Origin of the sequence: Paenibacillus alkaliterrae (assembly GCF_021532375.1) — a bacterium.
Classification (GTDB): domain Bacteria; phylum Bacillota; class Bacilli; order Paenibacillales; family Paenibacillaceae; genus Pristimantibacillus; species Pristimantibacillus alkaliterrae.
This window is the reverse complement of the sequence record NZ_JAKGAP010000007.1, coordinates 71029-94153: the sequence shown is the minus strand read 5'-3', so window position 1 is coordinate 94153 and position 23125 is coordinate 71029. Positions and strand designations below refer to the sequence as shown.

The 23125-nt window shown below is 47.8% G+C and carries 25 protein-coding genes; 3 read left to right on the top strand and 22 right to left on the bottom strand.

Annotated elements, in window-relative coordinates; translation table 11 throughout:
• Window positions 1-8 precede the first annotated feature (8 nt).
• Window positions 9-1145: a M20/M25/M40 family metallo-hydrolase gene (locus L1N85_RS03695; RefSeq protein ID WP_235234824.1), complete on the bottom strand. Its 1137-nt coding sequence runs from the start codon at window positions 1143-1145 to the stop codon at window positions 9-11.
• A gap of 83 nt (window positions 1146-1228) precedes the next feature.
• Between L1N85_RS03695 and prli42 the strand changes: the two genes are divergently transcribed.
• Window positions 1229-1327 (top strand): stressosome-associated protein Prli42, encoded by a 99-nt coding sequence (prli42, locus tag L1N85_RS03690; protein ID WP_235234823.1) that lies wholly within the window; start codon window positions 1229-1231, stop codon window positions 1325-1327.
• On the opposite strand, the gene lipB is transcribed toward prli42, so the two are convergent.
• The 5 genes from lipB to lpdA all read right to left on the bottom strand — a co-directional run bounded on the left by lipB (window position 1316) and on the right by lpdA (window position 6936).
• Window positions 1316-2023 carry a lipoyl(octanoyl) transferase LipB gene (gene lipB, locus L1N85_RS03685; RefSeq protein WP_235234822.1) on the bottom strand — a complete coding sequence of 236 codons (708 nt, stop codon included), beginning with the start codon at window positions 2021-2023 and terminating at the stop codon, window positions 1316-1318. The two genes, prli42 and lipB, sit on opposite strands and share 12 nt — an antisense overlap.
• Before the next feature lie 17 nt (window positions 2024-2040).
• The gene (locus L1N85_RS03680) at window positions 2041-3381 is read right to left on the bottom strand and encodes a dihydrolipoamide acetyltransferase family protein (RefSeq protein WP_407946313.1); all 1341 of its coding nucleotides are present in this window, start codon (window positions 3379-3381) and stop codon (window positions 2041-2043) included.
• A 14-nt stretch (window positions 3382-3395) separates the two neighbouring features.
• A complete protein-coding gene (locus L1N85_RS03675) occupies window positions 3396-4379 on the bottom strand; it encodes an alpha-ketoacid dehydrogenase subunit beta (protein WP_235234820.1) in 984 nt (327 codons plus the stop codon).
• Complete coding sequence (locus L1N85_RS03670) at window positions 4379-5413, bottom strand: thiamine pyrophosphate-dependent dehydrogenase E1 component subunit alpha (protein WP_235234819.1); 1035 nt, start codon at window positions 5411-5413, stop codon at window positions 4379-4381. The genes L1N85_RS03675 and L1N85_RS03670 overlap by 1 nt, the downstream gene beginning before the upstream one ends.
• Window positions 5414-5508: 95 nt before the next feature.
• A complete protein-coding gene (lpdA, locus tag L1N85_RS03665; protein ID WP_235234818.1) occupies window positions 5509-6936 on the bottom strand; it encodes a dihydrolipoyl dehydrogenase in 1428 nt (475 codons plus the stop codon).
• A 216-nt stretch (window positions 6937-7152) separates the two neighbouring features.
• On the opposite strand from lpdA, the gene L1N85_RS03660 reads away from it, so the two are divergent.
• Both L1N85_RS03660 and L1N85_RS03655 read left to right on the top strand, forming a co-directional pair.
• The gene (locus tag L1N85_RS03660; RefSeq protein WP_235234817.1) at window positions 7153-7446 is read left to right on the top strand and encodes a DUF2627 domain-containing protein; all 294 of its coding nucleotides are present in this window, start codon (window positions 7153-7155) and stop codon (window positions 7444-7446) included.
• 213 nt (window positions 7447-7659) lie between these two features.
• Window positions 7660-7827: a mechanosensitive ion channel protein MscL gene (locus L1N85_RS03655; protein WP_235234816.1), complete on the top strand. Its 168-nt coding sequence runs from the start codon at window positions 7660-7662 to the stop codon at window positions 7825-7827.
• Window positions 7828-7992: 165 nt separating this feature from the next.
• On the opposite strand, the gene spo0A is transcribed toward L1N85_RS03655, so the two are convergent.
• From spo0A to accC, 16 genes are all read right to left on the bottom strand, one after another.
• Entirely contained in the window at window positions 7993-8805 is an 813-nt protein-coding gene (gene spo0A / locus L1N85_RS03650; RefSeq protein ID WP_235234815.1) for a sporulation transcription factor Spo0A, read from the bottom strand.
• Between the two features lie 299 nt (window positions 8806-9104).
• Window positions 9105-10433: a SpoIVB peptidase gene (spoIVB, locus tag L1N85_RS03645; RefSeq protein ID WP_235234814.1), complete on the bottom strand. Its 1329-nt coding sequence runs from the start codon at window positions 10431-10433 to the stop codon at window positions 9105-9107.
• Window positions 10434-10556: 123 nt separating this feature from the next.
• Window positions 10557-12269: a DNA repair protein RecN gene (gene recN, locus L1N85_RS03640; RefSeq protein ID WP_235234813.1), complete on the bottom strand. Its 1713-nt coding sequence runs from the start codon at window positions 12267-12269 to the stop codon at window positions 10557-10559.
• A 13-nt stretch (window positions 12270-12282) separates the two neighbouring features.
• A complete protein-coding gene (gene ahrC / locus L1N85_RS03635) occupies window positions 12283-12735 on the bottom strand; it encodes a transcriptional regulator AhrC/ArgR (protein WP_235234812.1) in 453 nt (150 codons plus the stop codon).
• Window positions 12736-12754: 19 nt separating this feature from the next.
• A complete protein-coding gene (locus tag L1N85_RS03630) occupies window positions 12755-13219 on the bottom strand; it encodes a hypothetical protein (protein ID WP_235234811.1) in 465 nt (154 codons plus the stop codon).
• Window positions 13220-13410: 191 nt separating this feature from the next.
• On the bottom strand, window positions 13411-14241 hold the full coding sequence (locus tag L1N85_RS03625) for a TlyA family RNA methyltransferase (protein WP_235234810.1): 831 nt from the start codon (window positions 14239-14241) through the stop codon (window positions 13411-13413).
• Window positions 14242-14257: 16 nt separating this feature from the next.
• The gene (gene dxs, locus L1N85_RS03620) at window positions 14258-16156 is read right to left on the bottom strand and encodes a 1-deoxy-D-xylulose-5-phosphate synthase (RefSeq protein ID WP_235234809.1); all 1899 of its coding nucleotides are present in this window, start codon (window positions 16154-16156) and stop codon (window positions 14258-14260) included.
• 117 nt (window positions 16157-16273) lie between these two features.
• Window positions 16274-17188: a polyprenyl synthetase family protein gene (locus L1N85_RS03615; RefSeq protein WP_407946312.1), complete on the bottom strand. Its 915-nt coding sequence runs from the start codon at window positions 17186-17188 to the stop codon at window positions 16274-16276.
• 2 nt (window positions 17189-17190) lie between these two features.
• Window positions 17191-17445, bottom strand: coding sequence for an exodeoxyribonuclease VII small subunit (gene xseB / locus L1N85_RS03610; RefSeq protein ID WP_235234808.1), 255 nt, complete (start codon window positions 17443-17445; stop codon window positions 17191-17193).
• Window positions 17429-18799, bottom strand: coding sequence for an exodeoxyribonuclease VII large subunit (gene xseA, locus L1N85_RS03605; RefSeq protein ID WP_235234807.1), 1371 nt, complete (start codon window positions 18797-18799; stop codon window positions 17429-17431). Before xseA ends, xseB begins: the two co-directional genes overlap by 17 nt.
• A gap of 7 nt (window positions 18800-18806) precedes the next feature.
• Entirely contained in the window at window positions 18807-19667 is an 861-nt protein-coding gene (gene folD, locus L1N85_RS03600; protein WP_235234806.1) for a bifunctional methylenetetrahydrofolate dehydrogenase/methenyltetrahydrofolate cyclohydrolase FolD, read from the bottom strand.
• 51 nt (window positions 19668-19718) lie between these two features.
• The gene (gene nusB / locus L1N85_RS03595; protein ID WP_235234805.1) at window positions 19719-20162 is read right to left on the bottom strand and encodes a transcription antitermination factor NusB; all 444 of its coding nucleotides are present in this window, start codon (window positions 20160-20162) and stop codon (window positions 19719-19721) included.
• Between the two features lie 139 nt (window positions 20163-20301).
• The gene (locus L1N85_RS03590) at window positions 20302-20532 is read right to left on the bottom strand and encodes a DUF2273 domain-containing protein (RefSeq protein ID WP_235234804.1); all 231 of its coding nucleotides are present in this window, start codon (window positions 20530-20532) and stop codon (window positions 20302-20304) included.
• Window positions 20533-20546: 14 nt separating this feature from the next.
• Window positions 20547-21104, bottom strand: coding sequence for an alkaline shock response membrane anchor protein AmaP (gene amaP, locus L1N85_RS03585; protein ID WP_235234803.1), 558 nt, complete (start codon window positions 21102-21104; stop codon window positions 20547-20549).
• A 98-nt stretch (window positions 21105-21202) separates the two neighbouring features.
• A complete protein-coding gene (locus tag L1N85_RS03580; RefSeq protein WP_235234802.1) occupies window positions 21203-21610 on the bottom strand; it encodes an Asp23/Gls24 family envelope stress response protein in 408 nt (135 codons plus the stop codon).
• A 136-nt stretch (window positions 21611-21746) separates the two neighbouring features.
• Window positions 21747-23102: an acetyl-CoA carboxylase biotin carboxylase subunit gene (gene accC, locus L1N85_RS03575; RefSeq protein ID WP_235234801.1), complete on the bottom strand. Its 1356-nt coding sequence runs from the start codon at window positions 23100-23102 to the stop codon at window positions 21747-21749.
• Window positions 23103-23125: the final 23 nt, after the last annotated feature.

Genomic DNA, 23125 nt, shown 5'->3' with positions numbered 1-23125 from the left:
AGAGCAGCTTATAATGCAGCTTTGGCTGCTTGTTTGATAATCTCAACAATTAGCTCCGTCGTCTTCACTAAATTCTCAACTTTGATCTGCTCCTTAGTCGTATGAATGTGCTCATAGCCGACGGCAAGATTAACTGTCGGCACACCGAGTCCATTAAAAATGTTGGCATCGCTGCCGCCCCCGGAATGGAAGGTTCGCGGTGTACGGCCGATAGCCGTTATCGCTTTTTTCGCCAGTTGTACGACAGGATCTTCATCATCGTATTGATAAGCCGGATATATGATTTCACTCTCCAGCTCGCCGCGGGCTCCAAATTCTTCAGCTGCGCTTAATACAGCTTTGCGCATGGCCTCAAGCTGATTGTCCAGCTTATGCTGTACAATGCTGCGCGCCTCCGCATCAAGCCTTACAAAATCACAGACGATATTCGTTGCTCCTCCGCCTTCGAATCGGCCAATATTAGCCGTTGTTTCCTCATCAATACGTCCAAGCGGCATTCTTGAGATCGCTTTACCGGCGACCTGAATCGCGCTGATGCCATCCTCCGGATTTACCCCTGCGTGTGCAGATCGCCCGTACATTTTAATCGTTACCTTTGCTTGTGTAGGTGCCGCGACCGCTATATCGCCGACCGCTCCGTTCGAATCGAGCGCATACCCGAATTTCGCCACCAGTTTCGAAGCATCGAGTGCTCGCGCCCCAAGCAGACCGGATTCCTCGCCTACCGTAATGACAAACTGAATGCGGCCATGCGGAATGGACTGCTCCTTTACGACGCGAACCGCTTCAAAAATAGCCGAGATGCCCGCTTTATCATCTGCTCCGAGAATCGTCGTGCCGTCGCTCCGAATATAGCCATCCGCATCAAGCTGCGGCTTAATGCCTGCGCCAGGCGTAACTGTATCCATATGGCAAGTAAAGAAAATAGTCGGAACCTTCTCATCCTCTCCGTCCGCTTCCCATAAAGCAAAAAGATTGCCCGCGCCGTGACCGGTTTTAGCCGCCGCATCATCTTCGCTGACTTGCAGCCCCAGCGCTTCGAACTTTTCCTTTATTACCCGGCTTATTTCCTGTTCATTCCCCGTTTCGCTATCGATGCGCACCAAATCCATAAATTCGCCAACTAAACGGTCCTTTGCAATCATTACGTTTCCTCCGTCCGTTAATTTGGTATACTATAGACTATGACAAGCTTTATAAAGCTTCAACAGGAAAGGAGTCCTGCTCTATGCACAGACAGCAACTTATGCGTATCATCGCAATCGTACTGGTATCCGCACTTCTAATTACCACATTGTTTGCGGGCATCGGTTCGCTATTTTATTAATGCTGCGAGCTCATAACCGAACACCTTTGCAAAATGAGGGAGCAACTGGCTCGCGGTTTCCTCGACCGAAAGGCAACCCCCCGTCAGGTCATTGAACGAGGTAACGCCGTACTGCTCGATTCCGCAAGGAATGATGCCGCTAAACCCGTCGGCAGCAATTCCGGCCTTCACATTTAATGCGAAGCCATGACTCGTAATAAAGCCCCGCCGGTGCCGGGCTTTATTAAATTTCACTCCGATTGCCGCAATTTTCTGATCGCCGACCCACACTCCTGTATATTCCGGTTTTCTGCCCGCTTCTATACCATACTCGGCAAGCCAATTCATAATGACCTGCTCCAGACTGCGCAAATAAGCATGCAAATCGAGACCGGCAGCGTCCAAATATAACAGCGGATACCCAACCAGCTGGCCTGGCCCGTGATAAGTAATGTCTCCGCCGCGATCGATTTGAAACAAAGAGATACCGCGCTCCTTAAGCTCAGCTTCTCCAAGCAGCAAATGCTCCGGATGCTTGTCTGAACCCATTGTATAGGTAGGCGGATGCTGAAGAAGGAGAAGCGTCTCCTGACGCTCCTCCCGATCAATTTGCTTTACGTATGCTTTTTGCAGCTCCCACGCATCAGCGTATTCGAGCAGTCTAATATAGCGGGCATCCAACTGTTTCAAGCTATTTGCGTTATTAGCATCAGCCATGTTGGTTTTCCCCATTTCTAGTACAATTTGCTTTCCAAATTGAAACTCTCCAAATTGTCCTTCACCCGCTGCAGGAAACGTCCGCAGATCACTCCGTCCAAAATCCGATGATCCAGCGACAAACATAGGTTCGCCATGGAACGAACGGCCAACATATCATTAATAACGACAGGCCGCTTCACGATGGATTCGAAGGTCAAAATTGCTGCTTGCGGGTAATTAATGATCGGATAAGACAAAATCGATCCGAATGAACCCGTATTGTTTACCGTAAACGTGCCGCCCTGCATATCCGACAACGTGAGCTTGCCTTCGCGTGTTTTACGGGCAAGCTCTTCAATTTCCTTCGCAAGGCCTGCAATGTTTTTGTGATCGGCATTTTTTATGACCGGAGTCAATACGGAGTCCTCTGTACCAACTGCTAACGAAATATTGATGTCACGCTTGACGATAATTTTATCAACAGCCCACATGGAGTTCATAATCGGGAAATCCTTGATCGCATTAACGACTGCTTTCAGCAGGAAAGCTAAATAGGTCAAGTTAATGCCTTCTCGTTTCATAAAATCATCCTTCAGCTTATTCCGCAGCAGTACGAGATTCGTCACATCGACCTCGATCATCGTCCAAGCATGCGGAATTTCGCTGACGCTTTGCCTCATATTACGCGCGATCGTATTGCGAAGCGGCGTTACATCAATAAAGCTGTCGCCGCGGCTGGCCGACGCCCCTTCGACCTCGATTCTCGGCAACCGGGGCGTTTCTGTCAAATGCAAACCGGACGAACGCACCTGTCCTGCCGCGTCTACGGCGGTCTGCGTCGTTACAGACGCATTACTGCCAGTTGCAAGATTCGCTTTTCCGGCACCGGAAGCAACATAAGCAAGCACATCCTTGCGTGTTATGCGGCCTCCCAGTCCGGTTCCGTGAACATCCGTCAACCGAATAGAATGCTCCGCAGCCAATTGCTGTACGGCTGGCGAGAATCGGTTACGCATCGGCGCATCCTCCGAATCCGCTTCAGCGGCTGCGATCGGCGGCGAAGCTTTTACAGATCCCGTATAATCGGGCTGCAAATCAGCGGAAGCCTCCGCATCGCCCGCATCCTCGGTTTCGATCATGCAGATCGCCGTTCCCACAGGCACCGTCTCACCCTTGCCCACTAAAATTTTCACGAGCTTGCCCGCTACCGTAGAAGGAAGCTCAGCATTTACTTTATCTGTCAATATCTCACAGACTGGCTCATAAATATTTACCCAATCGCCTGGCTGCTTCAACCATTTATCAATAGTGGCCGATACGAGCGATTCCGCAAGCTGCGGCACGACGATTTCTGTCAGTGATTTCATGTATCTCATCTCCCAACTGACGCCTAATATTGCGCCAAATGCCGCATGGCCTCTTTCACTTTTTCCTTATTGAGCATAAAAAACTTCTCGCCCGGCGGGTTAATCGGCATAGCCGGGACATCCGGACCGCATAAACGCATGATAGGCGCATCAAGCTCATATAACAGCTCTTCGGCGATAATAGCGGACACCTCGGCACCGACTCCGCCCGTCTTATTATCCTCGTGAATAATGAGTACTTTGCCTGTTTTGCGTACCGCATCAAGAATACCTTCTTTATCAAGCGGCTGCAATGTCCGAAGATCAAGAATTTGAGTGCTTATTCCCTCGCCTGCGAGTTCTTCTGCCGCCTGCTCCACGAAGTGAAGCGGCAGACTATAGCCGATTACCGTAAGATCGTCGCCCTCGCGAAGAACGTTCGCCTTGCCGATCGGCACGATGTAATCCGTATCGGGAACATCATCGTTAATAAGTTTATAGCATTTTTTGTTTTCAAAATAAATAACGGGATCTGGATCGCGTACCGCCGCCTTCAATAAGCCCTTTGCATCGTAGGCCCGGTAAGGCGCGACGATCTTTAGGCCCGGTGTTCCGAAAAATACGGATTCCGGACATTGGGAATGGTAGAGACCTCCAAATACGCCCCCGCCGATCGGCGCGCGAATAACGAGCGGACACGACCAGTCATTATTAGAACGATACCTAATTTTTGCCGCTTCGCTAATAATCTGGTTCGTTGCCGGGAACATGAAATCTGAATATTGCATTTCCGCTATTGGCTTCATCCCATACAACGCCGCGCCAATGGCAACGCCCGCGATTGCTGATTCAGCAAGAGGCGTATCAAGCGTGCGCTCCTCGCCAAACTGCTCCATCAGTCCTTTCGTCGTCGTGAACACGCCGCCTTTTAGACCGACATCCTCGCCAAGCACGAAAACATCCTCATCACGTTCCATTTCTTCCTTCATTGCAAGCCGTATCGCATCGATATAATCCATAGCTGCCATTAGCTTCGCCCTCCTTGCTCCGCGTCATCCGCATAAACATGCAGCAATGTCGATTCAGGCGCAGGGAACGGCGCTTTATCGCCATATTCGGTTGCTTCATCAAGCTCTTTACGAATTTTCGCCTGGAGCTCGGCCTCGAGCGCCTCCGACCAAATGCCGCAATCGATTAAGTATTCTTTATATTTTGGAATGCCGTCCTTCGCTCTATTCAGCTCAACCTCTTCCTTTGTCCGATACGCAAGATCGTTATCTGACGTGGAATGCGGAGATATACGGTACATAAGCGCTTCTATAAGTGTCGGGCCTTCGCCGGCAATGGCACGCTCGCGCGCTTCCTTCACGACCCGGAACACTTCGAGGGCATCGTTGCCATCCACCTGCAGACCTGGGAAGCCATATCCGATTGCGCGATCTGCGACTTTACCGGCAAGCTGTTTATGGATAGGTACGGAAATCGCATATTGATTGTTTTCGCACATGAAAATGACAGGCAGCTTATGCACGCCAGCAAAGTTACAGCCTTCATGGAAGTCACCCTGATTGCTGGAGCCTTCACCGAACGTCACGAAGCTGACGAGCGGGTTCTTTTTCATTTTCGCTGCCAATGCAATGCCTACTGCATGCGGAACCTGTGTCGTTACCGGGCTGGAGCCCGTTACGATGCGTAGCTTCTTCGATCCGAAATGCCCTGGCATTTGCCGACCGCCGCTGTTGGGATCCTCCGCTTTCGCGAATACGGACAGCAATAAATCGCGCAGCGTCATGCCAACTGATAAAACGAAGCCGTAATCGCGGTAATAAGGCAAGAAATAATCGTTTTGGCGATCTAATGCGAATGCAGCCGCTACCTGTGCTACCTCTTGGCCAACACCGGAAACGTGAAAATTAATTTTACCCGCACGCTGCAGCAGCAGCATCCGTTCATCGAATTTGCGCGCGGTCACCATCATAGCATACATGTCAATTGCTTGCTCATCGCTAAGCCCTAATTCCAAATGACGAACATTTTGCCCAGAAGAAGCGGATTGGGTCATAAGGTGTTCCTCCTTTTACCTACTATTATAACCTGGTACTAAGACTTGATCATATATATTATAACCTCATTTGGCCTAAAAAGAAAACTGTCCCTTTAGAACGAGATCGCTTTGCCGTCCACGGCCAGCATCGCTTCGCCGAGCGCCTCGGCAAGCGTCGGATGCGGGTGAATCATCTGCCCGACCTCCCAAGGTGTCGCGTTGAGAACACCTGCAAGTGCAGCTTCAGATATTAAGTCCGTTGCATGTGCCCCAATCATATGAACGCCAACAATATCATTCGTCCTGCGATCGGCGATCACCTTGACAAAGCCATCCTTTTCACCGAGCACAAGCGCCTTGCTAATGGCCCCGAAAGGGATTTTACCGGTTTTAATATCAAACCCTTTCGCACGGGCTCCGTCCTCCGTCAAACCGTAGGAAGCAATCTCGGGCCGCGAATAAATGCAGCGCGGGATGAGATGGTGCTCTATCGCAGCCGGTTTGGCTCCGCCAATATGCTCAGCGGCATTGATCCCCTCATGCGCAGCCGCATGTGCGAGCTGAACGCCGCCTACAACATCGCCAATCGCATAGATATGGGGCTCGCTCGTCTGTCCGAATGCATTCACCTCAATGGCTCCATTAGCTGTTCGAATATCGGTATTTTCAAGTCCAATGCCTTCAACGTTCGGTAATCGACCGACGGAAATAAGCAGCTTCTCTGCATTCAACAGAACGTCACCATCCGGTGTGCTGGCCGAAATCGACACTTCTCCGTTATCGACCTTGCAGTTATCCGTCTGCAGCTGAATGCCCGTTAATATACGCACGCCGCGGCTTCGAAGCAGCTTCGTCAGCTCAGCCGAAACCTCGGTATCCTCACCCGGCAGCAATCGTGAGCCCGCTTCTACCAGCGTTACCTGAACGCCAAAATCATGAAGCAGTGAAGCCCATTCCACTCCAATAACGCCTCCGCCGACAATAAGAATAGATGCAGGAAGCTCGTCCATCACCAGCGCTTCATCGCTAGTCAAAATGAATTGACCATCCGGTATTAGACCGGGAAGCGTACGCGGTCTTGAGCCTGTCGCGATAATGAGATTAGTGGAAACGACCGATTCCATTTCTCCATCAGGCAATTCAACGGCAAGCGAGCCGCTGCGCGGTGAAAAAATAGAAGGACCAATAACTCTGCCCTTGCCTTGAATGATTTGAATGCCGTTATTTTTCATCAAACCTTGAAGTCCGCGATATAGCTGCTCCACCGTTTGATCCTTGCGCGCCTGGACCTTGCCAAAGTCCAGCGAAATGGCGCCTTCCGTTATTTGTATCCCATATGTACTTGCGTTGTGGAGCGTTGCGAATACCTCCGCGCTTCGAAGCAGCGACTTGCTCGGTATGCAGCCCTTATGTAGACAGGTTCCTCCAAGCTTATCCATCTCTATGATCGCTACCGTCTTTCCGAGCTGAGCCGCGCGAATCGCTGCCGTATAGCCGCCTGGACCTCCGCCAAGTACAGCGACATCTACCTGTATAGCCATATTACCATTCCCTCCACTAATTCCTGCACTATATATTTTTTTCGCATAAACATTCGTTGATCACTACTGCCCTTATGCATTGTATCATGACATACCTTTCTATTGTACCTGTTTTGGCCGACCATTACATCGTCCTTTATGAAATAGACACTCGTAACGTAAACAGGTATGATAGAGCTAACTGTATATTTTGACCGACAAGGAGACGCTGCTTTCATGAAATTAGTCACAGCCCGATTTATCGCGATTTTAATGCTTGTCATTCCCGGCTTACTCGCTTGCTTTGGATTTCTAGAAATGAAGGATACCGTCTTTGTGTACTTCTCCGATTTCGGTAATGATGCCGTTACGCCTCATTTTCAGTGGCTGAAGTTTATAGTGGGCTTCATTATGTTCGCCGCCGGCGCCGGCTTTATTGGCGGCTGGACCTTTTTCAGAGATCGGAAGCGTAATTACGTCGCCCCGCGCTTTAAGCAGAAGCGATCGCGTCCTCCGAAGCCCCAAAGCTAATTCCTTCCTGCAAAACCGCTTATTCTGACGATTTATTCGAATCGCAGACTAGCGGTTTTTATTTTGTTCAAAAGCAAGTCAATACCGATCTCTTTTGTATTTTACATTGCGATAATGCTTTCGAAAAATGATTACAATATTCCTAACTACACTTTATCATTACGAAATACATAAATACTAATATAAGAATATCAAAAGAAAATGAGGTGCAAGATGAAAATTGTATTTGATGTATTCGTTGATGGGAAAGTAAAAGAGACCCTTCAACCAAGCAACCAACGATTAAAAGAAATTCATGCTTATGTAAAAGCGGAGTCCTACGGATTAATCCAAAAGTATGGAAAAAATGTTTACTTAAATAGAAGAGTCGTTTACAACTAAGGCATCCTATGATGGCCTTTTTTTGTTTAGCCTTATCGTCTCTCCTTCGCGCATACATACTCTTGTTAAAAAACCGTTTGTTACGGACTGCTATAAGCAATCCAATAACAAACGGTTTTAATTAGTCAAGCATATCCAAGAACTGAGTATCTTCGATTATGACAATTAGCTCACCTTATGCTCGATTCGCAGCTTATCTGCCACCATCGCGATGAACTCGGAATTGGTTGGCTTCGACTTGCTGATGTTGATGGTGTACCCGAACAAGTGGCTGATGCTGTCGATGTTGCCGCGCGTCCATGCGACTTCAATCGCGTGGCGGATCGCGCGTTCGACGCGTGAAGGCGTCGTTTTGAATTTTTCGGCGATCGCCGGATACAGTGTTTTTGTAATCGCTCCCAGAATTTCAATATTGTTATACACCATCGTTATCGCCTCGCGTAAATATTGATACCCTTTAATGTGGGCGGGTACGCCAATTTCATGGATAATGCTCGTAATGTTCGCATCGAGGTTTTTTCCTTTAGCGATTGGCACGACATTCGACTTCAAAGTTGAGGAACTCGTTGAGAAGCTGCCCGTCGAGGAGAATGTCGGATTACCGGCTAGCTGACGAATACGGTTCGCTAAGATATCCATATCGAACGGCTTCAAAATATAATAGGAAGCGCCCAATTGAACAGCTTTCTGAGTAATATTTTCTTGACCGAAAGCAGTAAGCATAATAATTTTCGGCATAGGGGACAGGTTCATTTCTTTCAAGCGCTCAAGCACGCCAAGTCCATCCAAATGAGGCATAATAATATCAAGTATAAGTACATCCGGAACGTTTCGTGTTTCCTCCAAATGTCTTAAAACCTCTTCTCCATTATAAGCGACTCCACTTACACTCATATCAGATTGTTCGGATATGTATTCCGATAACAGGTTAGTGAATTCTCTGTTGTCATCTGCCAATAGTACTTCGATCTTATGCAAGTTGTGGTCCTCCCTTAAATGTTATTCATTATTTCGCTCACTAGTTGTCTACTTAAAGTTTTCGACATGGGTAGATTAATTCCTTCTGTCGAATATTATTTTTCTTTATTTTTTTACGTGACTTCGTTATAATTAAAAATTTACTACATATAACGATTTCGTTCTTTCTTCTTCGACAAATTCCATCGCCCACAATGACAAAGACGCGGTTTTAATTCATTCAATCTAAATAAAATAAAAACGTCCAGCATGGCATTTCCTCAGCCATACCAGACGCTTATTATAAAAGCTTGCACGTGTTATGCAGCCTCATCTACTCGACCGTTAGCTGATTTCAACAATATGCCTGCATCCTGCAGCATCCATTCGATGAAGCAGCCGTATCCTGAGGCAGGGTCGTTTACAAATACATGAGTGACAGCACCTACAAGCTTACCATCCTGTATTATAGGACTTCCTGACATACCTTGCACGATACCGCCTGTCTTGTTCAGTAATCGTTTATCCGTAATTTTGATAACCATTCCCTTAGTTGCAGGGCCTGGTTGCTTTGAGACATGAATGATTTCGATATTGAAACGTTCTACCTTCTGTCCGCTTATGACCGTTAAGATTTGTGCTTGTCCTTCTTTAACGTCTTCGGCAAATGCTACGGGAACTGAATTTGAATTGTAGCTGTGGGTAGGAACTTCATTCATTTTACCGAAAATGCCAAATCGAGTATTTCGTTCAACATTACCTAATATTTTGCTTTCTTTCACAAATTGAGCTCGTTTTTCTCCAGGTTCGCCATTTTGGCTTTTGTTAATAGATGTAACGCTTGATTGTAAAATTTGACCTTCACCAACTTCGATCGGCGTTTGTGTATCCATGTCTGTTATGACATGTCCCAATGCTCCATACACCCCTTGATCGGGTGCGTAAAACGTAAGCGTCCCAACTCCCGCAGCGGAGTCACGGATATACAAGCCTAATCTCCAAGCTTTGTCTTCCGCATCGAACAAAGGAGTTAAACGCGTTTCAGCAAACTTTCCGTCGCGTTTATAGCTTACTAAGAGCGATTGCTTATCAAGACCGGCTTTTTCGCATAGCTCTGCCACCTTGTGAACTTCATTGACTCTTTTCCCATTGATCTTTACGATAAGGTCACCTAAACGCAGTCCAGCCGCTTCTCCAGGTGATTGTTTCTCCCCTGAATCACTTACAACTTGGTGGTGTCCAACAACTAAGACACCCGCTGATTTCACTTTAACACCGATCGTTTGACCGCCCGGAATAACGCGTAAATCTGGTACGACATTGACTTTAACCGTCTTAAATGGAATTTTACCAAATAATTTCACTTTCATTTTGGTTTGACCGCTATGATTCGGTTGCAATGACAGTGGTTCATTCAAATTGACGGACAGCGAGTTACTGGAAGTACCATTAATCTTAAGCATATGAGGGTCGACCGTTACTTCTGCATGAACGGGCACTCCATATTGTAATCGTTTCAGTTGCCCGGAGAATAAACGAAGTTCATTCGGAATGGCGGCAAAATGTTGAAACGGGGTGGAGCTCCCGATCATACAAATGAAGAACACGAGAATTAGGCCAAACCATCGCTTCCTTTGATTGGAGTTCAATGATTTCACGCTCCCTGTAATTCCATCGCATGACGTAGAAGGCTTTATCGCCATTGGCGTACCTTTAAGTTACCCCGACCTGTTTGTTTTATGTCCGCAAAAACATTCCCTGAATGGCTTCCATTACGCCCCCTTCTGTCTATGCGCTAAATCAAGCATTTCTTGTGCGTGATGCCTTGTTTTTTCCGTTACTTCCACTCCGCCTAACATACGGGCAAGCTCTTCGATTCGAATGTTTCCAATCAATTCTGCAACTGATGTAGACGTACGCGCTCCGACAACCTGCTTGCTTATTTCGTAATGATGATCCGCCATACAAGCTACCTGCGGCAAGTGTGTGATCGAGAATACTTGACATCTCGCAGCCAGCTGCGACATCTTCTCCGCGATTGCTTGTGCTGCACGACCGCTTACGCCGGTATCGACTTCATCGAATATAAGAACCGGAACTTGATCAATCTCAGCGAAAATACTTTTGAGCGCAAGCATTATTCGTGACATTTCTCCGCCGGACGCAATTTTGCTTAACGGTTTCAAAGGCTCTCCAGGATTGGTCGACAGCATGAAAATCGCTTCATCCATGCCATTCGCATGTAATCGGGGACGATCTTCTTCAACTGTTCCGGCTATCGATTGATCAATTTGCACACGAAACTTGGCGGCGGACATTTGAAGCTGCCCCAGCTCCTTTTCAATTGCCTCTGACAAACGTATAGAGGCATGCTCTCGAAGCTGCGACAATTCCATCGCTAATTCCAATGCCTGTTCGTATAGACGGCTTTCCTCTAAGCGCAGCTCCTCAAGAAGCTGATCCCGATTCTCGATCTTGTCGCGATCTACTGTCGTTCGCTGCAAATAACTTAATATATCCGGAATCGTTTCTCCATACTTACGCTTTAAGCCATTAATCAAATCAAGCCGATCGTCAACCTGCGAAAGCAGCTCCGGATCAGATTCTATTCCATCACGGTAATCCCTCAATTGAAAAGCAGCATCCTCTGCTTGATAAAAAGCTGATTGCAATTGCTCCAAAAGCGGACTGAGCTTCACCGCGTCATAAGACTGGATGTCTGTAAGTTTTGTGATTGCCTTGCTTACTGCATCCAAGCCTTTCCCGTCATAAAGCAGAGAATAGGCTTCGGAGACGGCATCCATTCTTTTGCCTGCATACATTAGCTTGCGCCGCTGCTCCGTAAGTAATTCGTCCTCAAGCGGCTTCAATTGCGCACTTGATATTTCTTCGATCTGGAATCGATACAAATCAAGCATTTGAACGTTATGCCTTGCTGAATTTTCCAGCTCGCGCAAAGAGGTTCTAGCTTGCTGCAGTTGACTGAAAACGGCGCGGTAATTTTGCTTCCGCTCGATTAGCAAATCGCCTGCAAACAAGTCCAGCCACTCCAAATGCTGCTCCGTCCGCAGCAAGGACTGATGCTCATGCTGCCCGTGAATGTTCACCAGATATTCTCCTATTTCACGCAGCATGGTCATCGTGACAAGCTGACCGTTCACTCGGCTGCTGCTCTTCCCATAGGATGACAGCTCCCGCCTTATAACGAGCATCTCCTCAGAAGAGGAATTTACACCCAGCTTATTCAGCACCTTCCACACCGGATGACCCAGAGGCAAATCGAACAAGGCTTCCATCTCAGCCTTGTCACAGCCGTACCGTACCATGTCTGCAGAGCCTCTGCCGCCAACAACTAAACTTAATGCATCGATCAAAATCGATTTACCTGCACCCGTCTCCCCTGTTAACACATGAAATCCATGATGAAAAGTAACGTTTACTTCTTCAATCACCGCTAAATTCCTTATAGATAGCTCACGCAGCATGGCCGAATCCTCCTTAGTTCAATAGCTCGAGCAACCGCTCGACAACTTCTCCGCTTTGCTTCTTGGTGCGGCATATCATCAATATCGTATCGTCGCCGCAAATGGTACCCATCACTTCCGGCCACTCCATATTATCAAGTAAGGCTCCGATTGCATTTGCAGTTCCAGGCAAGCATTTCATGACGACTAAATTATCTGTAAAGTCAATATGTACAAAATGATCAAGCAAGGCACGCTTAAGCTTGTGAATCGGATTTTGACGTTGATGCTCCTGTGGAATTGAATATTTATATTTCCCTTCACCTGCAGGCACCTTTATTAGCATCAGTTCCTTCATATCCCTCGATACGGTAGCCTGTGTCACTTGCAAGCCGCCAGCACGCAGCGCTTCTACAAGTTCTTCCTGCGTCTCAATCGCATGATTCGTAATAATTTCTTTAATTCTATATTGACGGATACCCTTCATATAAACCCTCCATGACTAATTAGTCTGCGATGTGAAAAGTAATCTTGCGTATAACCTTATCCTTAGCATCTACGAATAATACGCCTGCACATTCTGGCAATAACAAGGAATAAACGAGCAGCCTGTCCCTTACTCCGCTTGCCGACCAATCCATCGGCATTCGGTCACGCGCAGTCTTTACGATATACATGCTTTTATCCTTCTCCGCAATATAATCAATATATAATCGACTGCCCTTACCAAGCGGCACGTCATCTAAAAGAATAGGGATCGGCACTAAATGCTTGCCGGAGCTCACTTCATAGCCAGCGCGTTCAAGCAGCAGTATATTCTCATCATCAGGTTTAAGCTCGCCGCCTTTGCCTAGCTTTAGTCGATTAACGCTTGCAGGCTCATGCAGCCAACGATAAAATGCTCGAAGCATCCATATCGCTAACACAATGCCTGCGAGCAGCATAATCAACCAATCACCGTACGTATCCATAAGCTCCCCCATTTCGCTAATGGTTTCTTATTCCTTAATCGTTCGCCATACTGGGGGCAAATTCCTGTCACGCTCAAAAGCGAACGTTTGTTTGGTTTCTTACATTTTAGCAAATTGTTTATGCTGATGTAAAGAAAAAAGATGCCCCTGCAGTTATAAAAAACTGTACGGCACCCTTCTTGTTCACTTTTTTATTTTCCAGCTTTAAAGGTTTGATTAGCTAATTCAACGATTCGTTCGATTTCTGCTTCAGCAGGTACATTTTCATTCGGCTTTGCCGTCCACGTCCAATAAGCTAAAAACTCGATATTGCCTTCTCCTCCCGTAATGGGCGAGAACGTTAAGTTTTGCAAGGAATACCCTAGCTCGGCCGCAGCGGATAATAACGTCTTCAATACATTTTTATGCACCGAAGAATCACGAACGACGCCTGATTTCCCGACCTTTTCCCTTCCAGCTTCAAACTGCGGTTTGATGAGCGCTACGATGCCGGAATCTACCGAAAGCAAAGTAGATAATGCGGGCAGGATAAGCTTCAATGAAATGAATGAAACATCGATAGTGGCGAAAGTCGGTGCAGGACCGATTAAATCTGAAGGCTGCGTATAGCGAAAATTCGTACGTTCCATCACATTCACACGTTCATCCTGCCGTAGAGACCAATCTAACTGATTGTATCCGACATCGATCGCATATACGTACGAAGCACCATTTTGCAATGCGCAATCCGTAAATCCGCCGGTAGACGCACCGATATCAAGCATGACGCGGCCTGTTACATCGATACCAAATGAACGAATGGCCTTCTCCAGCTTTAAGCCGCCGCGGCTGACGTAGGGGTGTAAAGCGCCCTTCACCTTGATATCCGCCGCTCGCGAAACCTTCATGCCGCTTTTGTCTACGGGCTCGTTATCGACTAACACGAGCCCTGCCATCAAAGCTGCCTTCGCCTTCTCTCTGCTTTCAAAAAAACCGCGCTCAACCAGCAGCACATCAATTCGCTCTTTAACTGTCGTTGTCATCTTTCTCCTTCAGCAACTATTGCTGTCCCGTTACTCGCTTTATGCGGCGCGGCAGCATTGATTTAAGCTCGGCAGCGACTCTCTCGGCCGTTAAACCGATTTCATGCCTTTGCTCCTTGATCGTTCCATGCTCGACAAATAGATCGGGAACACCAATTATACGCACGGGAAGACCGTAAATACCATTGAGTGAATAAAATTCAAGGACAGAACTGCCGAAACCGCCTAGCTCCGAGCCCTCCTCCAGCACGATCATGTTTTTGCCTTCTGCAGCAAGCGATAACAGCATGTGCTCATCAAGCGGCTTTATGAATCGCGCATTAACAATTTGTACATTTAATCCTTCACGCTTCAAAAGCTCTGCAGCTTCCTCAGCAACCTGAATCATAGGGCCGATAGCCAATATAACACCGGACTCTCCCTCGCGAACCGTTTCCCACGTGCCGATCGGCAACGCCTGCGGATTCGGGTCCATTTCGACGCCTAAGCCCGCAATGCGCGGATAACGCACGGCTATCGGACCGTCATTATAATCAATGGCGGTTTTAAGCATTTGTCTCAGTTCATTTTCATCCTTTGGCATCATGATAACTAAATTCGGGATATGCCTTAAAAAGGAAATATCATAAACACCGTGATGGGTTTCGCCATCCGGACCCACAAAGCCTGCTCGATCAATCGCAAAAATGACATTCAGGTTCTGTCGGCATATATCATGCACAACTTGATCATACGCTCTTTGCAGGAAGGTTGAATACACCGCAAATACCGGCTTCAGGCCCTCCATCGCAAGTGCAGCTGACATAGTAGCCGCATGCTGCTCTGCAATCCCTACGTCAATCATTCGATTCGGAAATCTTGCGGCGAATTTTAACAAGCCGGAACCGCCCGGCATTGCAGGCGTCACAGCGATGATTCGCTCGTCCTTCTCCGCAAGCTCAATTAACATCTCGCCGAATACATCTGTATACACGGGAGGGCCGACGGCCTTCACCACTTGACCGGACTCGATCTTATAGGGAGTAATTCCATGCCACTTGAAGGAATCGGCTTCAGCGGGTGAATAGCCCTTTCCTTTGACAGTAAGAACATGAACAAGTACCGGACCCTGTACCTGATCCGCCTGCTTCATAATATCCAGCACCTGTTCCAAATCATGGCCGTCCACAGGACCCAAATAAGTAAAGCCAAACTGCTCGAATAAAATACCGCTAACGAGTAAATATTTCAAGCTGTCCTTAAAACGCTCAGCAGTCCTAGCCAGCTTCCCGCCGATTGCTGGAATTTTGTTCAGCAATTGCTGTAGATCGTCTTTCGCTTTCTGATAATGCCGATCCGTCCGGATTTTCCCTAAATAATGGTGTAACGCACCCACGTTCGGCGCAATGGACATTTCGTTATCATTCAAGATGACCATTAAATTTTTCTTCTCGTGCCCGATATGGTTAAGTGCCTCCAAAGCCATGCCTCCGGTTAGAGCGCCATCCCCAATAACTGCAACGACTCGATTGCTGTCACCCTTCAGATCGCGGGCAAGCGCCATTCCCATTGCGGCGGATAGTGAAGTACTGCTATGCCCGGCTTCCCACACGTCATGCTCGCTCTCGGAACGCTTCACGAAGCCGCATAGTCCTTTATATTTGCGCAACGTATCAAACCGATCCTTGCGGCCGGTCAAAATTTTATGGACATAGGATTGATGGCCCACGTCAAAAATAAATTTATCATCAGGACTATTAAATAAATAATGCATGGCTAGGGTCAGCTCTACGACTCCCAAATTTGGAGCGAGATGACCACCCGTAACGGAAAGCTTCTCAATAAGAAACTGACGGATTTCAGCGGCCAGTTGCTCTAGCTGAGCGGTTGTCAAAGCTTTCAAATCTTGAGGTCCGTTAATCTGGTCAAGCAGCACGTTACTTTCCTCGCTTTCGCGGACAGTCTGTAAAAAGACGTCCCATAAACATCAACATTTTTCCTATTATAGCATACTGCGCTTTTTTTCCCAACCAATCAGGCTGTTGTTCCAGCTTTAATGATCGCGCTGTACAAGATAATCGGCAATTTCCAATAACCGCAGCGGATCTTGAAAACCGGCTTCCAGCACAGCTGATTTCGCCTCTTGGGTCAATCGTTCGACTTGAGCTTTACTCTCTTCCAACCCGATAAGATACGGATAAGTTACTTTGTTTTGCTGTACATCGCTGTTCGTCTTCTTGCCTAACTTCTGCTCGTCTCCAATCAAATCCAAAATATCGTCCTGAATTTGAAAGGCTAAGCCAATATTACGTCCAAATCTAGCGAGCAGTTCAATCTGCTTTTGAGTAGCCCCGCCAATACGCCCGCCTGCAGTGACGGAAAATACGATCAAATCACTCGTTTTGTGAAGGTGAATATATTCCAGCTCGCTTATGGAAGTAATGCCTTGCTCACCGAGCATGTCTGCCACTTGACCGCCAACCATCCCTGGCGCCCCTGCCAGCCTCGCCAAATCCTCGACAATGGCTAGCGCAACCTCAGCACTTATGCCGCCCTGTCTGGCCGCTTGCGGAATCAGATGAAATGCATGCGTGAGAAGCGCATCACCGGCAAGAATCGCCATAGCTTCACCAAACACTTTATGGTTAGTCGGCTTCCCTCTGCGAAAATCATCGTTATCCATAGCTGGCAAATCATCATGGATCAAGGAATACGTGTGTATAAATTCAACTGCGCATGCTACCGGAAGAGCGGCATTAAAGGCTGACGTCTTGCCAAATACTGCTTCCGCAGCCGAAAGAATTAGCGCTGGCCGAAGCCGCTTGCCTCCTGCTTCCAGCGAGTAAAGCATCGCTTCCCTCAAACGTTCCGGAACGTCCCAAACGGCTGGAATCGACCGTTTCAGCGCAGTTTCCGTCAGCTCCGCGCATTGCGTTAAATATCCTTTAATAGCTACCCTCTCGTTCAAGCTTATTCCCCTTTATCCTCGTTTACCGGCGCAAACGGTTTTTTCTGGAAGCCCTGTTCCGTCTCGATCAGCAATTCGATTTTCCGCTCTACTTGCTCCAGCTTGCCTCCGCAAAGCTGCGACAGCTTCATTCCTTCTTGAAATAATTCAATTGCCGTCTCCAGAGGTACATCACCGTTCTCAAGCCTCGATACGATCGAATCTAAGCGTACCATCGCTTGCTCAAAAGTAAGTTCGCTGTTATTCGTTGCTTCCATCGATTTGATCTCCCCTCATTGACCGTACTAGGCAGTCCAACTGACCGTCCGCTACCTTCACCTTAAGGACGTCTCCGGGCTGCACATCGGTAATCGTTTTAATTAATTTTTTTTCCTGTTCGTCATATATGAGGCCATAACCTCGGGACATGACCTTAAGCGGACTTAAGGCATCTAATTGCTTTATTGCACTATGCAGGTTATGTTTTTTTTCTTTAAGTGCATTAACCATCGCTTGCTTCAGCTGTTTAGTTGCAGCTTCCCGCCGTTTGGCTGCTAAAACGGCTCTTTCCCCCGGATGATGTCCCGCTAAGGATGCTTGCAGCCGAGAAAGCCTGGAATAACCGCGCTCCGAAAGGGTCCGCGCCCGTTGTACAAGCTGCTCAGTCAGACGATCCAGCTGTTGAGCCTGCTCCAGCAAGTACTTGCGCGGATATAGGAAAAACGGAGAACGTTGAATGCGTTGAAGCTTCTCCTTGTCATCCTGTACGAGGTGGCGCATACCATGAATGAGCCGCTGCTTCTGGCGCTGCAGCTGATTATGCAATTCCGATACATTCGGTACCGCAAGCTCTGCCGCCGCTGTGGGCGTGGCCGCTCGCAAATCAGCCACGAAATCAGCAATCGTGAAATCCGTTTCATGCCCGACCGCGCTTATAATAGGAATCGCGGATCCGGCAATGCTGCGAGCTACCGATTCTTCATTAAATGCCCATAGCTCCTCGAGAGAACCTCCGCCGCGGCCTACGATTAATACGTCAGCTTCGCCGAAACGGTTCACCGCCTCTATCGCTTTCACAATCGAAGGAGCTGCCTGCGTTCCTTGAACGAGAACGGGAAATATGTATATGGGAACCGAAGGATAACGTCGTTGCAGCGTAATGATAATATCGCGCACGGCCGCTCCCGTCGGCGAGGTGATTACGCCGACTGCACGCGGAAAACGCGGGATAGGCCGCTTGCGTGCGGCGGCAAACAAACCTTCAGCCTCAAGCTTGCCTTTTAACTGTTCATAGGCGAGATATAAGCTTCCAATTCCATCCGGCTGCATCGCAGTCACATAAAATTGATAATTACCATCGCGTTCATAGACCGATATGTTACCGCGTGCAATAACCTTTGTGCCTTCCTTCGGATTGAACGGCAGCCGTTGATTATGAGAAGCGAACATAATACTTTTCAGCTTGCTATCGCTATCCTTTAGGGTGAAATACATATGCCCGCTTGAATGATGCGTAAAATTTGAAATTTCGCCGCGCAGCCATACGTCGCCCAGCAAAGAATCCGTTTCCAGCTTCATTCGAATATATCGATTAAGCTCTTTTATGGAATAGATACGAGGCTGATCCGCCATGCCAACGTCACTCCTTGATTCCATTTGCCCGTTTTGCCGCTGTAATCGTGTTTTTCATTAGCATCGTAATCGTCATCGGGCCAACCCCGCCTGGTACCGGAGTGATAGATCCGGCTGTTTCAAGACAATCCTCATAGTCGACATCTCCTGCCAGCTTGCCGTCCGGTAACCGGTTTATTCCAACATCGATGACAATTGCTCCAGGCTTTACGAACCTGCTGTCAATCGCCTTAGTCTTGCCGATTGCTACGACTAAGATATCAGCCTGCTTTGCGATCTCTTCCATGTTCGCCGTACGCGAATGACAAATTGTAACCGTCGCATTCTCGCGAAGCAGCAGCATGGCTACCGGCTTGCCGACGATATTGCTTCTGCCGATAACGACGGCATGCTTGCCGGAAATATCAGAACCGCTCCGCTTAATCAGCTCAATCACACCCGCTGGCGTGCAAGGAAGCAAGCTGTCATCTCCAATGACTAAGTTACCGACACTCTCGGGATGGAAACCGTCAACGTCTTTCTCAACGCGAATCGCATCAATAACGGCTTTCTCGTTAATATGCTTTGGAAGCGGTAATTGAACAAGGATGCCGTTTATCGTGGATTGATTATTCAAGCGGTCGATAACAGCAAGTAATTGTTCTTCACTGGTTTCAGCGGATAAACGGTGTACCTCCGAGTAAAATCCAAGCTGCTGGCAAGCCTTTTCCTTCGAGCCAACGTAAACCTTTGATGCAGGATCTTCTCCTACAAGAACGACCGCAAGACCAGGAACGATTCCTTTAGCTTTGAGGGACGCCGTCTCCGTAATCATTTCCCCGCGAATGAGGTCAGATATTTTTTTGCCTTCAATAATTTGTGCACACATAGCTCCAGTCTCCTTTTGCGTCTATGGAAAAATCACTTTCCTGTCAGTTCATTAAGATTTCAGTTCATTGATTTCTAGAAATAGCTTCCCAAGCACGCCGTTAACGAATTTCCCTGACTCTTCAAAGCCGAAATGCTTCGCCAATTCAATGGCTTCATTGATGGTAGCTTTAGGCGGAACATCGTCACGGAATACCATTTCGTAGCATGCCAATCTTAGCACTTGGCGATCGACCCGCGATAGACGATCCACCTGCCACCCCGTCAAAAATTGCTGAAGCATGCCGTCAATCGCCTGCTTGTGCTCTAAAACACCTTGAACAAGCTCTCGGGCAAACTCATCCGTGCTGCCTATCTCGGAAGGATCGGCGCCAATTTCATTGTCTTGACGGAGCTCGTCCATCAGCATATCGACCGCCTCTGAAGCCGAAACCTCATTCATTTCCATTTGATACAAGCTTGAAATTGCTATTTCCCGTGCTAATCTTCGTTTCATATGACCTCCGCGGCAGCATGAATGCCGAATATAATGAATTGCGCTTGCACTGCCTTCTATCTCAAAAAAAACCTATGATCTCCTCCCTGCCCCGAATAAGCGGCTATCCGGAATACGGAGTACGGAGGAGACCACAGGATCATTTGAACGGACGAAATCTCTCTAACAACGTATACCAAAGCCGCTGCCAAGGGAAGATAGGTCCGCTGTTTAATTCCTTTTGCATGCCGATCCAGTAACCGATTGAGACAAGCAGCCCTACAAAGAGCATATCCCAAAAACCGACAAACAAGTATAACAAACCGAAAAATAGTCCCGTTGCAGCACCTGCTGCACGCTTTCCATAGATGGCCCAGAATTCCCTCCACATTGGCAAACCCACCTCTATTCCACGCGACTCTTAAACGTACCTGTTTGGATGATGTTCGCAACGTACACCGAAACGTTGGTCACCGGTATACCGGCAATGTCCTCTACATGCTCTTTGACAACGCGTTGAATCTCTTCCGTTAAGACAGGAATGGAGCTTTCGCCGTCGACCACTGCACGGATAACAATATCTAGTCCAGCGTCGGTTGCCCGTATACGCGCGCGCAAATCTTTCACTCCGCGTTGGCGGGAGGCTGCTTTAAGCGCCAAGTTTTCAATCGTTTCAATAGAAATTCGGATATCGCCGAAGTCGGTTCGTTGATCAATCGACGGAGCAGATGCGGTTCCTCGCTGCAGCGAGACAATGAAAAATCGCAAGCTCAGCACTAATAGGATGACGCCCGTTACAGCAACCGTAATTTGCAAGGAATCGAGCCGATATAAATCGACGATCAAATCAGACATTAGATCTCTTGAAATTCCGCCGAATCCTAAGATAAGCAGGAAAACGGATAAGCATCCGATTACAATGCTGTACAAAAACAAAAGCAGCTTGTCCACAACTTTAACCAAGCTTTGCGCCTCCTCCTGTGAAGCCGAATGAAAACCCCCTTGCGCCGAGCGGCATGCCCATTCACGAGGGGGTTGTAAGGAATTAAATTAATCTTACATTATTTCACTCTATGCTGATAATCTTCTTCTTCCGGTTTATCTTGCGTCTTGAAATGTACATCGTGAATATGTACGTTCACTTCAACAACGTGGAGCCCTGTCATCATTTCGATCGAACGCTTTACATTGCGTTGAATTTCGGAAGCAATTTCCGGAATTCGGTTGCCGTATTCAACGATAATGGAAACATCCACTGCAGCTTCGCGCTGTCCCACTTCAACTTTAACACCTTTGGATAAATTTTTACGGCCGAGAAGCTCAACGATGCCTCCGGCAAATCCTCCGCTCATTCCAGCAACGCCTTCTACTTCAATCGTAGCCAATCCAGCGATAACTTCAATGACTTCAGGTGCAATTTGAATGGTGCCAATGTCCGTTTTCTCATACTCCGCAGCAATCGTACTCATGATGGTTGTACACCTCCTTAAAGTTGCGCGTACTCAGCTTTTGAGCCAAGCAATAAACCGCATCTTGTTAATATACTATAACATTCGGCATGAAATATGACAAACGATACTGCATGTTCACAAATTTGTCGTTTGCTTATTCCGGGACGTTAATATCATGCTCTTCAAGGAACTTAATGTCGAAGTTTCCTTGGATGAATTTGGAGTGGTTCAGCAGCTTCAGGTGGAACGGAATCGTCGTCCGTATTCCTTCAATTGCAAATTCGGACAATGCTCGCTTCATCCTCGCAATCGCTTCCTCGCGAGTCGCTCCCCAAACGATCAGCTTCGCGATCATCGAATCATAATGCGGTGAAATCGTATAGCCTGGATATACCGCGCTATCCACTCGCACGCCTGCTCCACCAGGGGGCAGGTAGAACGGGATATGTCCGGGCGACGGCATAAAATTACGTTCGGAATCCTCAGCGTTGATCCTGCATTCGATTGACCAGCCATTGATCTTCAAGTCGCTCTGCGCGAAGGAAAGCGGATTGCCTTCTGCCACCGAAATCATTTCTTTTATTAAATCGACGTTCGTAATCATCTCAGTTACGGGATGCTCGACTTGAATACGAGTGTTCATCTCCATGAAATAGAAATTGTCGTCCGGCCCGAGCAGAAACTCTAAAGTACCCGCTCCCGAGTAATTAACGGCAAGCGCCGCGCGCACGGCAGCTTGTCCCATACGCTCGCGAAGCTCCGGCGTAAGCGAAACGCATGGCGCTTCCTCAACGAGCTTCTGCCTTCTGCGCTGTACAGAGCAATCGCGCTCAAACAAATGAACGGCATTCCCGTGCTTGTCGGCCATGATTTGGATTTCGACGTGCTTCATGCCGGTCAAATATTTCTCCAAATAGACGCCGGCGTTGCCAAATGCCTTCTCGGCTTCTTGCTGCGCAGTCGTAATTTGCTGCACCAGCATCGTTTCGTCATCTGCAATACGAATACCTTTGCCCCCGCCGCCAGCCGTAGCTTTGATAATGACTGGATATCCGATCTCTCGCGCTATGCTGATCGCCTCGTCCATGCTTTCAACGAGACCGTCAGAGCCCGGAATAATCGGAACATTGGCCGATTTCATCGTTAGCTTGGCTTCCGCCTTATCACCCATTCGGTTGATCGCATCCGGCGATGGACCGATAAAGGTAATGTTGCAAGATTCGCAAATTTCAGCGAAATCAGCGTTCTCTGCAAGAAAACCGTAGCCGGGATGTATGGCATCGCACTCCGTTATTGTTGCTACGCTCATAATGTTAGTTAAATTTAAATAGCTGTCCTTGGATGCCGTCGGTCCAATGCAGTAAGCTTCATCGGCTAACCGGACGTGCAGCGAGTCGCGATCCGCTTCAGAATAAACGGCAACCGTACCAATACCGAGTTCTCGGCAAGCACGAATGATTCTTACCGCAATTTCGCCGCGATTTGCGATTAATATTTTGTGAAATTTCACGTAGGAACCCCTTTCAAACGTCA

Bases quoted from the DNA above. Each gene is read 5' to 3' on its own strand.
- xseA (WP_235234807.1), bottom strand. From the start codon at position 18,799: ATGGCGGATCAGCCTCGTATCTATTCCATAAAAGAGCTTAATCGATAT.
- L1N85_RS03680 (WP_407946313.1), bottom strand. From the start codon at position 3,381: ATGAGATACATGAAATCACTGACAGAAATCGTCGTGCCGCAGCTTGCG.
- L1N85_RS03675 (WP_235234820.1), bottom strand. From the start codon at position 4,379: ATGGCAGCTATGGATTATATCGATGCGATACGGCTTGCAATGAAGGAA.
- L1N85_RS03590 (WP_235234804.1), bottom strand. From the start codon at position 20,532: ATGTGGAGGGAATTCTGGGCCATCTATGGAAAGCGTGCAGCAGGTGCT.
- nusB (WP_235234805.1), bottom strand. From the start codon at position 20,162: ATGAAACGAAGATTAGCACGGGAAATAGCAATTTCAAGCTTGTATCAA.
- L1N85_RS03580 (WP_235234802.1), bottom strand. From the start codon at position 21,610: ATGAGTACGATTGCTGCGGAGTATGAGAAAACGGACATTGGCACCATT.
- L1N85_RS03695 (WP_235234824.1), bottom strand. From the start codon at position 1,145: ATGATTGCAAAGGACCGTTTAGTTGGCGAATTTATGGATTTGGTGCGC.
- L1N85_RS03670 (WP_235234819.1), bottom strand. From the start codon at position 5,413: ATGACCCAATCCGCTTCTTCTGGGCAAAATGTTCGTCATTTGGAATTA.
- recN (WP_235234813.1), bottom strand. From the start codon at position 12,269: ATGCTGCGTGAGCTATCTATAAGGAATTTAGCGGTGATTGAAGAAGTA.
- prli42 (WP_235234823.1), top strand. From the start codon at position 1,229: ATGCACAGACAGCAACTTATGCGTATCATCGCAATCGTACTGGTATCC.
- L1N85_RS03660 (WP_235234817.1), top strand. From the start codon at position 7,153: ATGAAATTAGTCACAGCCCGATTTATCGCGATTTTAATGCTTGTCATT.
- xseB (WP_235234808.1), bottom strand. From the start codon at position 17,445: ATGGAAGCAACGAATAACAGCGAACTTACTTTTGAGCAAGCGATGGTA.
- L1N85_RS03625 (WP_235234810.1), bottom strand. From the start codon at position 14,241: ATGACAACGACAGTTAAAGAGCGAATTGATGTGCTGCTGGTTGAGCGC.
- folD (WP_235234806.1), bottom strand. From the start codon at position 19,667: ATGTGTGCACAAATTATTGAAGGCAAAAAAATATCTGACCTCATTCGC.
- lipB (WP_235234822.1), bottom strand. From the start codon at position 2,023: ATGGCTGATGCTAATAACGCAAATAGCTTGAAACAGTTGGATGCCCGC.
- L1N85_RS03630 (WP_235234811.1), bottom strand. From the start codon at position 13,219: ATGGATACGTACGGTGATTGGTTGATTATGCTGCTCGCAGGCATTGTG.
- ahrC (WP_235234812.1), bottom strand. From the start codon at position 12,735: ATGAAGGGTATCCGTCAATATAGAATTAAAGAAATTATTACGAATCAT.
- lpdA (WP_235234818.1), bottom strand. From the start codon at position 6,936: ATGGCTATACAGGTAGATGTCGCTGTACTTGGCGGAGGTCCAGGCGGC.
- L1N85_RS03655 (WP_235234816.1), top strand. From the start codon at position 7,660: ATGAAAATTGTATTTGATGTATTCGTTGATGGGAAAGTAAAAGAGACC.